Below are 9878 nucleotides of genomic sequence, written 5' to 3' on the forward strand. Positions count from 1 at the left end.
CGCGACCCCGCTCGGACCAGATGGGCGCTTACTTCTTGCGGATCGTGATGGTCGCCTTACGGTAGTTGTTGCGCTTGTCGATCTTCGTCGGGTCGTAGTTCTGCTCGATGTTGCCCGCCGCATCGACCGAGAACCAGTGAAACGTCGTCGTCTCGGTCACGTGGAACACCTCGCCCGGCTCTCGGAATTCGGTCGCTTCGTAGCGTGGCGACTGGAGTGTGGGCCGGCTGCCGTCCGTCGTGTAGTAAATGGTGGCCGGCTCGCTCGTCTCGAAGCGCACGTCGACGGGCTTGGAGTACTTTCCGCCGCCGGGAACGAGCTTGGACGTCGGGTCCTTCTTGTCCTTGCCCCAGTCCGCCGCGACCCGGAACATCTCCATGATTCCGTTGGCGTACTCCATCGTCTCGGCGTGGCCGCTGACGAGGTTCGGATCGCCCTCCCACACCGGCTGGAACGAGCCGCCCTGCCAGTTGCCGGTGGCCGGGTTGTAGACCGAGCCGCCGACCTCCCAGCCGAAGGCGTAGATCCCATAGGTGTGGTACAGGTCCTCGCGCACGTTGCCCGCGGAGGAGTAGAGGACGTCCGACGAGCCGCCGACGTTCTCCGGCGTGACGACGGTCTCCCGGTGCGCCTTGACCTGCGACAGGATCCGGCCGGCCGACTGCCAGTAGAACGCCTCGTCACCCAGCGGCGGGCGCGGCGTGGTGATCCGCCCGTCCGCGATGTAGGCGCCGGGCTGCCAGAACAGCTGGCCGCCGTTGGAGTGCACCGACATCATGAACTTGATGTTCGAGTACTTCTCGACCAGCCAGATGATGTTCTCCGACTCAGGTTCGGACAGCTTCTCCGGTCCCTGGTAGGTGTCGCTGACGCAGCTGGTCGACGCACCCGAGTAGCCGTCGTGACCCGACCCGACCCGGTAGTTCCGGTTCAGGTCGACGCCCCAGGAGTTACGCCGGGCCGGATCTGCGTTCTCATCCGGACAGTGGTTCGTCATGTTCCGGCGCTGCGAGGCGAAGTTGTAGAAGCTGTAGTTCGCCCCATCGGGGTTGTTGGACAGGATGAAGAAGATGTCGGTGCTCTCGACGATCTTCTTTGTTTCCTTGTCCGACTTGTAGTTGTGCACCAGACGCTCGGCCGACTCCAGCGAGGTCGTCGCGGGCACCCACTCGCGGGCGTGGTCCTGCGCCTGGATCAGTACACCGGGGTTCCTGCCGTCGCGGTGCTTACCGATCCGCAGGACGGGGATCGTGGCCGGGCCACGCGGCACCTCGCCCTCCGGTGCGCCGACGCGCTTCTGGTCGAGGAAGTCGGTCAGCGCGACCGGGCCGGACGTCGGCGCGACGATGCCGGTGCCCGCGTTGGTTCGGTACGGGTGCGCCCGGTCGATGAGGCCCTGGGACTGGGCCTCCAGCGCCGCCGCCACCTCGGTAGCCGTACTCGCGCCCCCGGCGGAGGCGTCCTTCGCGAGGAGGACGCGAACCGCCTTGCCCGCCACCTCGACGGTGAGCGGAAGGTTCGCCCCCGGGCGCTCCACGAACTCGACGGTGATGTCGTTGCCACCCTCGTGGCCCCACGCCGTCGAGCTGACGACGACCGCAGACTGCCCGGTACCGCCGATCGTGGCCTGCGCCTTGCGCTGGTAGCCATTCGTCTGGTTCGGCAGGTAGACGATCTCGGCGATGTCCGGGTACTGCCGGGCGATCTCCTTGGCGCGGCTGTAGAGCTGCTGCGGGTTCCGGTAGCCGTCGACGAAGTCCGACTTGTAGCCCCGATTCTCCGTCAGCGGCGGCGGAGCGTCCTCGAGCCAGTCGGAGACGTCGCCGGTGGTGACGCCACCGGTCGAGCTCGTGACCCGGATCTGGTTCGGGCGCACGTCGAGCTTGAACAGGTTCCGGTGGAACATGTACTGCCCGGAGTCGACGAACCGGCTCATCGTCCGGGCGAAGCCGAACGAGGTGCGCCGGCCTGAGTCGTTCTCGAGCTGCATGGTGACGATCGGGTCCGCCTGCTGCCCTTCGGTGGTCCGCGCCTCGACGTAGAGGAAACCCTGGCCCTTCGTGGTAAACCAGTCAGCGCGGACGATCCGTACCGTCTCCTCGTGGCTGAGCGGCTGGGCAGCCTGCATACGGGAGGCTTGGATGCCCCCGTCGGCCTCTTCGCTCCAGGCGAACCCTTCGTCGTCACCGAGGATCTCGACGCCCATCGCCTCGAGTTCGGCGATCTGCTCGGCGGTTACCACCGCCTCGCCTTCGATGCCGCTGGGCACGCGCCTGAGGCCGTGCTCGAGGTCGAAGCCGGCGGCGACCACCTTGTCCAGCATGTCGGCACCGGTCAGCTGGATGCGTACGAGGCGTACCGACTCCTGGTCCTCGAGGTGGGACCGCCCCGAACCCGTCGTGGCTGTGGACGCCGCGGGATCCGCGCCTACGGGCGCGGGCACGACGAGGACGCTCGCCACCAGGGCGGGCAGCGCGAGAAGCGCGATGCGCAGTCGTCTGCGGTGCATGCTTCCCTCCTTCTGTTTCGGCCTGTGGTTGATGCGTGGCCGGCCCACGAGCGGGCCGGACCGAACCATTCGGATGGATATGCTGAGGTCGCCCGCGGTGAGCCTGGGTACGACGACGGTCGTCGTCGTAAGAGGCGCATGCGGGCTGTGAGCGACCTGGACGCGGTGAGTGTATGCAAATTCTTCGCATCGACGGCCCGCGTGAGCCCGATCTTGAGCATTGCTTGAGTTAGTCGTTCAAGCTCGGCTACTGACGTCCGGAGCAGTCCTGCGTGGACTTCGGCGGGTGGTGCTCAGCGTGAGGTGGCCACCGTCTGACGATTCTCCAGATCCGCGCAGATCACGATGATCAAGGCGGTGGCTGTGGCCGCGATCTTGGAGTACCTGGGCGGACCCGTTTGAACTGGAATGGCAAGTCGTGGTCAGACCGTCAGGCACGGCGGGCCCGACGTCGCCCTCGGGTGCCTGGACGGCGGCCCGCTGGCGGCCGACGCAGTCAGACGTGGGGAGGCTCCGAGACCGGAACTTGGTTCCGGCTGTCCGTCGGGTGACTTCTAGCCGAATGGGATGACGCCGGATAGGCGTAGTCCGCGCTGGGAATCGGTTCGTGTCGATCGACCGATACAGCCCCCACGTCTACGGCTAGTGCGCGCCGACGGGTGAGTGCAAAGTTGGTCGCCTTGGTGACGCGCCTACCCCGGTGGCGGGGCCGGGCGGTGTGACGCTTGGAACGTCCTGGCGGTGTGTGGTGCAGCCCGAGCGGACAGACGATCCGATTGGTGTCCTCCTGTTGCAGAGACCGGCCGACGCCACGCTCGATTATCCTGCCGACCAGGACGAAACCGGTGTTGGAGTAGGTCCAGCTCTCTTCGGGTTCGAGGTCCGGCCGGTGGTTCATCGCCCGCGCCACGAGTTGCTCGCGGGTGTACATGTCGTATCGCTGCGACTGTGCAGAAAGAGACCTCAAACTGACCCGCGCCACGGCACCTCACCCTGCGGGCCTCACCGCTGGCCGTCCGCTTCACCGCGAACTGCCTGGGCTGGACGGCGATCAACCGGCAACATCAGCTGCGGGTACGGACGAGCGCCCCGCTGCTGGTGCTCAACGGTCGTTTAGGACCCGGCAACCCCGTACGACGGCGCGCTCCGGGTCGTGCGAGAGATCGGCAGGCAAGCCCACCTCCTCACCTATGAGGGGTCGGGGCACGGCAGCTGCCCACGGACGGAGTGCGTCCGGAGTCACGTCGAGCGGTACCTCATCGAAAGAGCCACACCCCCAACCGGCGCGAGCTGTCCGGCCGCCCCGGCCTGACGCAACGAAGTCGTCGCGGCGACGCCCCGGCTCACACGGTAGGTAGCTCGCTCGGGCCGACGAAGGTCGGACCGGCCTCCTACTCGACAGCTGGGGCGTCGCCGACGGCGAAGGTACGAGCAGTTCCCACAGCCGTTTTACGGCAAACCTCCCCAGACCGGCCTCCGGTGCGGGCAAGATGAGATGGATTCGCCCAGCGACGCGGTGAGCGGGGGTCGGCCGTGAACGACGGATTGGTGACCAGGCGGAGCGCCTACGATGTCGGAGAGACAATCTCCGCGCTGCGGGCTGAGGCGGAACGCGTGGGCGCTGCGGTGGCGGCGGTGGTCGACCATGCGGCGGCCGCTCGCAAGGCCGGGCTGAGTATGCCCGACACACAGGTAATCATCTTTGGGAACCCGCAGGCGGGCACTCCGCTCATGCAGGCCCGTCCCGAGATCGCCATCGACCTGCCAATGCGACTCATGGTGCGAAACGACGGCCAGCCCGGCTCGCTGGTGACCTGGCAGGACCCCGCGTACCTCGCCCAGCGGTACGGACTGGGCGAGGATCAGCTCGCACCCCTGAACGCCCCAGCCAAGATCGCGTCCGTGGTCGACGGCCGTTGAGCACGGCCCGAATCGGCCGCCCACACAGCCCGCAACAGGCCACCCCGGCACCGCTCGTCGCTGGGGGCGGTGAGCGTCGGCAGCGTGGACCCAAGGCCCGAGCAGGAGAGGCGCCGATGGCCGCCGTCCGTGTCCCGCCGACCGTCTTCGGCATTCCCTTCGGGCTGGCCGGCCTGGCGGGCAGTTGGGCCGTCGCGGCGGGCGGCGGCAGCGCGCCGACCTGGGTCGGCGACGCCCTGCTCGTGCTCGCGGCGGCGGTCTGGCTGGCCACCACGGCGGGCTACGCGGCCTACACCCTGTCGGTCCGCCGCGCGCTCGTCGCTGACCTGCTCGATCCGGTGCTCGCCCCATTCGCCTCGCTCGCGGTGATCACGCCGATGCCGCTTGCCGCCCAGGGCCTCGCGCCGCACCACCTCGGTGCCGCCCGGATCGTCGTCGACGTGTTCGTCGTCCTCACTGTGCTGTTCGGTGCATGGATAACCGGCCAATGGATGTACGGCCCGCTCGACGTCGACCGCATGCACCCCGGCTACTTCCTGCCCACCGTGGCCGGTGGACTCGTCGCCTCCGCCAGCACCGCCGTCGTCGGGCAGCGCCCGCTCTCACTGCTCATGCTGGGACTCGGGCTCGTCTGCTGGCTCGTCATCGGCTCGCTGACGCTCAACCGGCTGTTCTTCCGGCCGCCGCTGCCGCCAGCGCTGATTCCGACGTTGGCTATCGAGGTGGCGCCCCCTGCGCTGGCCGCCGTGGCGCTGTTTGCGCTCAACGGGGCGCGGATCGACTTTGTCGTCTCGCTAATTTCCGGTTACGGGCTGTTGATGGTCCTCACTCAGGTCCGGCTCCTCCCCGCGTACCTGGGCTTGTCGTTCGCCCCCACGTTCTGGGCGTTCACGTTCCCGTTCGCGGCGGTGGCGACGACCACGTTGCACTGGATCGCCGACACCCGGCCGTCCGGGCACCGGGTCTACGCGTACCTGGTGCTGGCCGCGATCACCGTGCTGATCGGCGGCATCGCCGTCCGGACGGTTGTCGCCGCGGCCCGCGGGCAACTGCTGCCAACGGCTCCGGCACCCGCTCGACCGGACCGCTGAACACCGGTGCGCCGGGCCGCGTCAGCCGCACCGGTCCAGCCGCTTGAGCGTCGCGGCGGCGACCAGGCCGTACGCGACGTACGGTAGGGCATCCTCGAGCCAGCCCTCGGCGCCCCAGCGGCGCGGGTCCGTCACCCCGAGCGCGGCCATCGACCCGTCGGCCACCAGCATGCCGCCGATCCCGATCACCCCCGCCGCCACCGGCAGTGGTGGCCGCCGCCGCCCGGTGAGCGCCGCGAAGAGCGACACGGCCAACACTCCGTTGACGAATCCGAACACCGGCCCAAACCCGGCACGCCGCTTCGCCGCCCGGTCTGCCGGCCCCAGGTTCACGTGGGCCAGATCCACCATCCGCTGCACGGCACGCTCGTGCGTGTCGCTCATCGGGCGAGCCCGGACGCCCACGTCGAGATTGCTGAACAGTTCGCGGGCGAGCGTACCGGCGGCACCGGCCACGATCCCGTTCGTCAGACTGGCCAGCCAGTTCCTTGCCATGAGATCACCTCGGCTTTGTCCGTTATCGCCCGCGTCCCGCCGACCTCTGGCCGCGATGTCCGGCATACCCACCCCGTGCCACGTCATTTCTGCCGCGACCCGCGCGTGCCAAACGCCGTCGGCAACCGGGACGCTGCCTTCCAGCTCTCCGCCACACGAAGCCGTGCCGCAGCTCGCGGGGAGTCCTGTCACGCGGGCCAAGGCGGCCGCAACGGGCCGCACGCGCCGCCAGGGCGCTCGCCGGCCGCTGCCGCTCTGCGGCCGTCACGCCTGAGGCCCGGCAGCTGGCGCGGACAGCGGGAAGCCCGGAGGACCGCCGCAGAACGACAGCCCGTTGGGTGGGCAGCTGGTGGGTCGGCAGCCGCCCGGGGCGCGGCGGCCGTCGCACGTCCGCGCCGTTGCCGTAGCGAGCGGGTGAAGAGGGTTTTGCTCAGCCTGGGGCGAGGAGGCAGAACTCGTTGCCTTCGGAGTCGGCGAGGACCGTCCACGGGACTTCGTTCTGGCCTAGGTCGATGGCGGTGGCGCCGAGAGTGCGCAGCCTGGCCGCCTCGACCTCCAGGTCGTCACCCGGGTACGGGCGGACGTCGAGATGGACGCGGTTCCACACGGTCTTCACGTCGGGTGTGCGGAGGAACTGCAGATATGGGCCGACACCCTTGGCGGAGCGCAGTACCGCTTTGTGGTCGGTCACCTCGTGCAGGGTCCAGTCCATGGCCTCGCCCCAGAAGCGGGCCATGGCACGCGGATCCGCGCAGTCGACCACTACCGTGGCGATCGGTCCGGTGTCTCGGATCGGGTCGTGCCAGTCCAGCACGCAGAACTCGTTGCCCTCTGGATCGGCCATGACCGTCCATGGGACGTCGCCCTGGCCGACGTCGGCGGGTGTTGCGCCGAGATCCTTCAGGCGCGTGATCACCTCCGCGTGATGGGCCGCCGAGGTGGTGGCGAGGTCGACGTGCACGCGGTTCTTCACCGTCTTGGGTTCCGGGGAGACGACGAGGTCGATGCAGACAGCGACGGGGTCGGGGTAGACGAAGCCCTCGGGTTCGAGGTTGGTCACGCCGGGTCCCTCGCTGGAGACTTCCCAGCCGAGCGCCTGCGCCCAGAAGCCGCCCAGCGCGGAGTCGTCCCGAGCCTTCATGTTGATTTGAACCAGCCGCGTTGCCACGCCGACGATGCTAAAGGAATTCAGGTCGATCCGGGAGACGGAGACGTGGCCTCGCAGGGCGGAGGACTGGGTGACGATCGGAAAGCACCAGGCGGGACACCGCTGCACGTCGGTGGACGAGTCGGCCACGAAGCAGATCGCCGCGCGACTCGTGCTGCCGCCGCGTACCGTCTCGACCCACCTGTACAAGGCCTTTTCCCCAAGCTGGGCGTGAGTTCGCGCGCAGGTCTCCTTGCCAGATATCGCGAGACCGCTGCTGATTACGTCGGCGGCGGTTGCGAAGGAGAGAGCAATGTGCGGAGTTGCCTGCGTGACCTGACGCCGAGCTTGCTGAACACGTTGCCGAGGTGCCACTCCACCGTGCGTGGGCTGATGAACATCTGGGCGGCGATCTCAGGATTGGTGTGCCCGTCTCTGGCCAGCCTGGAGATCTGGGCTTCCTGGCTGGTGAGTTCTGTGCCAGTTCCGGCCGTCCGCTTGCGTACGGTTTCCCCGGTTGCCAGTAGCTCTTTGCGGGACGTGCGTAACAGATCAGTCTCGAGACATGGGTGAAACCTCTGGCTAGCCGGGTGGTGACGGCGGCTCGGGCGGCCGTCCGCGGGCGCGGGCTGCGTCGGATATGGCGATCCCGGTCAGGACGAGGGCAGCGGCGGTGGCGACGACGACTGGTGGCAGGGGGAGCATCGCCGGTGTCAGGGCGGCCAGTGCAAGGACGCCGATTGGTCGGGACCGGGATACGCGGCCGAATACCGCGTGCTCGAAGCGGGCGCGCCCGGCCAGGTACAGCGCGGGTCCGCCGAGGATGACGGCGATCCAGGCCGGTGGGGTGTGCCCGAGTGGACGGGCGATGACAAGTTCGTCGCCGACGGCTGTAGCGACCACGCCGGCCACCATGGCCAGGTGGGCGTATGACGCCGTTCCGGCGAGGCGGACCGGGTCGCCAGACACGGCAATCGCTTCGGCCAGGACCTGCCCAGCGCGGTATATGTAGATCCGCCACAGCAGCACGGTGGTCGCGATCGACACTGCGAACGCGGCTACCCTGTCCGGCGCGAAGCCGCTGCTGCTCAGGGCCAGTCCGGTAACGAAGATCAGCTCGCCGAGCGCGATGATGAAGAACTGCCGGTAGCGCTCGGACAGGTGCTCGCCCGAGATCACAAGATCTTCGCTGGGCGTACGGCCCGCCCCCGGGGTGGGGAAGCCGATTCTGCCTGCCGTGTGGTCAAGGACCACCGCGAGTGCCCACAACGCACCACGCGCCGTACCTTGCACGAGCGCCCCCGCGAACCACGGCAGCGCCGACAGGCCGTACCAGAACAGCCCGCGCACGCCGGTGCGCTGCAGCTCGTGGCCACGCAGAACGACCACGAGGACGAGCCCGCGGCCGAGCTGGATGGCGACGTAGGCGCCCGCGAAGATCAGGCCCGTGTCGCCGAATGCCTCGGGCACCGCGGCCGCCATCACCAGGCTGCCGACCATGGTCGCGATGACCAGCGCCTGGATTACCGTTCGTTGCGGGTCCGTCCGGTCGGTCAGCCACGCGGTGCTGGACCAGACCCACCACAGGGCCCCCAACAGCACCAGCGTCCGGAAGGCGCCGCCCCACCCGAGATCCTCGGCCAAGCCGCGCGAGAGCTGAGCGAGCGCGAGGACGAACACCAGGTCGAAGAAGAGTTCCAGGAACGTGGCCCGCTGTGGATCCTCGGCTTTCCGCACCAGCTCGGACGCCCTGCCAGTCGTCATCGGCTCGCCCGTTCTGCCAGCTCTGCTCCACGTTTGGGAGCATTCTGGCATGCGGCAGCGGCGATGACCGCGGACGTGCCGCCATGGACTGGATCGAGCGACCGGCGTTACACGGACGGGCGACAGTCGACGCCGGTGAGTTACTTATTCCGATATGTCACGCAGGTCCTGAGAACCGGACAGCCGGCTTCCGGCGATGTCGGGCTCCACTTGATGCGTTACGGATCGCTGTCATTTGATTCGTGACACGTCCGACTAGACGATCTTGATCGTTCCTTGTCTCCGGCTACTGGTCTTCAGTCCCAGTGGTTGAACAGCAGCTCGCCGAGGGTGGTTGGCTTCCAGTAGCGGATCTGGTCGTGCTCGCCGGGGTCGAGAGCGCTCAAGTCGACCTGTGACGGGTCACGCCGGTGACGGTTGCGCCGATGGCGCGGGCGGCGTGGTGACACGCGGCAATGAACCGGATCGAGTCCGCTCGGTGGCTGGAGCGCGGGTTGAAGCCGGTGGCTCCGGGCGGCAGCTTCATGGTCGGGCTCCCTTGTCGTCGCGGTCGGCGCAGGCTATCCGACCCTGTCGTGGAGGCTCGGCTTTGCGGACCGGGTTGAGACCTCCTCGGGTGAAAGCAGGACTCCCGGACTCCTGTCGGTGACGGGTGAACGGGGCGGTACACCGGCACGATCCGGATCTACGATGAGACCCAGCTGGTCGTCGTGCATCGGTCTGGATATGGACCGTCATTTTTGGCAACGACAATGAAGGAGGAGACCTTGAGTGACGATGTCACCCAGTGAGGTGATCTCAACAAGGCCGTGCAGCGGGTTGCGGATGACACGGGCATTGCGTCCATAGCGGACGGCGCTGGATGTGGGCGTGGAGCCATCGATAGACAGGTTCTTGCGACGGAATCAGTCTTCGAGAGGGCTCCACGTGATCACCTATTCTGCCAGGCTCG

The 9878-nt window shown here is 68.0% G+C and carries 8 protein-coding genes and 1 pseudogene; 3 read left to right on the plus strand and 6 right to left on the minus strand.

The window, feature by feature from the left end; all coding sequences use genetic code 11:
* Window positions 1-28: 28 nt before the first annotated feature.
* Both ACWD5O_RS33010 and ACWD5O_RS33015 read right to left on the minus strand, forming a co-directional pair.
* Complete coding sequence (locus tag ACWD5O_RS33010) at window positions 29-2509, minus strand: M14 family metallopeptidase (protein WP_450087691.1); 2481 nt, start codon at window positions 2507-2509, stop codon at window positions 29-31.
* 496 nt (window positions 2510-3005) lie between these two features.
* Window positions 3006-3440, minus strand: a complete 435-nt coding sequence (locus ACWD5O_RS33015; protein ID WP_450087692.1) for a serine hydrolase — start codon at window positions 3438-3440, stop codon at window positions 3006-3008.
* A gap of 198 nt (window positions 3441-3638) precedes the next feature.
* On the opposite strand from ACWD5O_RS33015, the pseudogene ACWD5O_RS33020 reads away from it, so the two are divergent.
* From ACWD5O_RS33020 to ACWD5O_RS33030, 3 genes and pseudogenes are all read left to right on the plus strand, one after another.
* Window positions 3639-3821: pseudogene (locus tag ACWD5O_RS33020) on the plus strand (alpha/beta hydrolase); the annotation flags it as partial.
* A 302-nt stretch (window positions 3822-4123) separates the two neighbouring features.
* Window positions 4124-4429, plus strand: coding sequence for a DUF302 domain-containing protein (locus tag ACWD5O_RS33025; RefSeq protein ID WP_450004682.1), 306 nt, complete (start codon window positions 4124-4126; stop codon window positions 4427-4429).
* A 116-nt stretch (window positions 4430-4545) separates the two neighbouring features.
* Complete coding sequence (locus tag ACWD5O_RS33030) at window positions 4546-5520, plus strand: SLAC1 family transporter (protein WP_450087693.1); 975 nt, start codon at window positions 4546-4548, stop codon at window positions 5518-5520.
* 21 nt (window positions 5521-5541) lie between these two features.
* Here the strand turns inward: ACWD5O_RS33030 and ACWD5O_RS33035 are convergent, their stop codons facing one another.
* The 4 genes from ACWD5O_RS33035 to ACWD5O_RS33050 all read right to left on the minus strand — a co-directional run bounded on the left by ACWD5O_RS33035 (window position 5542) and on the right by ACWD5O_RS33050 (window position 8977).
* A complete protein-coding gene (locus ACWD5O_RS33035; RefSeq protein WP_387326335.1) occupies window positions 5542-6015 on the minus strand; it encodes a hypothetical protein in 474 nt (157 codons plus the stop codon).
* 430 nt (window positions 6016-6445) lie between these two features.
* Window positions 6446-7183, minus strand: a complete 738-nt coding sequence (locus ACWD5O_RS33040; protein ID WP_450087696.1) for a VOC family protein — start codon at window positions 7181-7183, stop codon at window positions 6446-6448.
* 260 nt (window positions 7184-7443) lie between these two features.
* On the minus strand, window positions 7444-7713 hold the full coding sequence (locus tag ACWD5O_RS33045; protein WP_387326709.1) for a helix-turn-helix domain-containing protein: 270 nt from the start codon (window positions 7711-7713) through the stop codon (window positions 7444-7446).
* A 31-nt stretch (window positions 7714-7744) separates the two neighbouring features.
* A complete protein-coding gene (locus ACWD5O_RS33050; RefSeq protein WP_450087694.1) occupies window positions 7745-8977 on the minus strand; it encodes a low temperature requirement protein A in 1233 nt (410 codons plus the stop codon).
* Window positions 8978-9878: the final 901 nt, after the last annotated feature.

Source organism: Micromonospora sp. NPDC005161, from assembly GCF_053599855.1.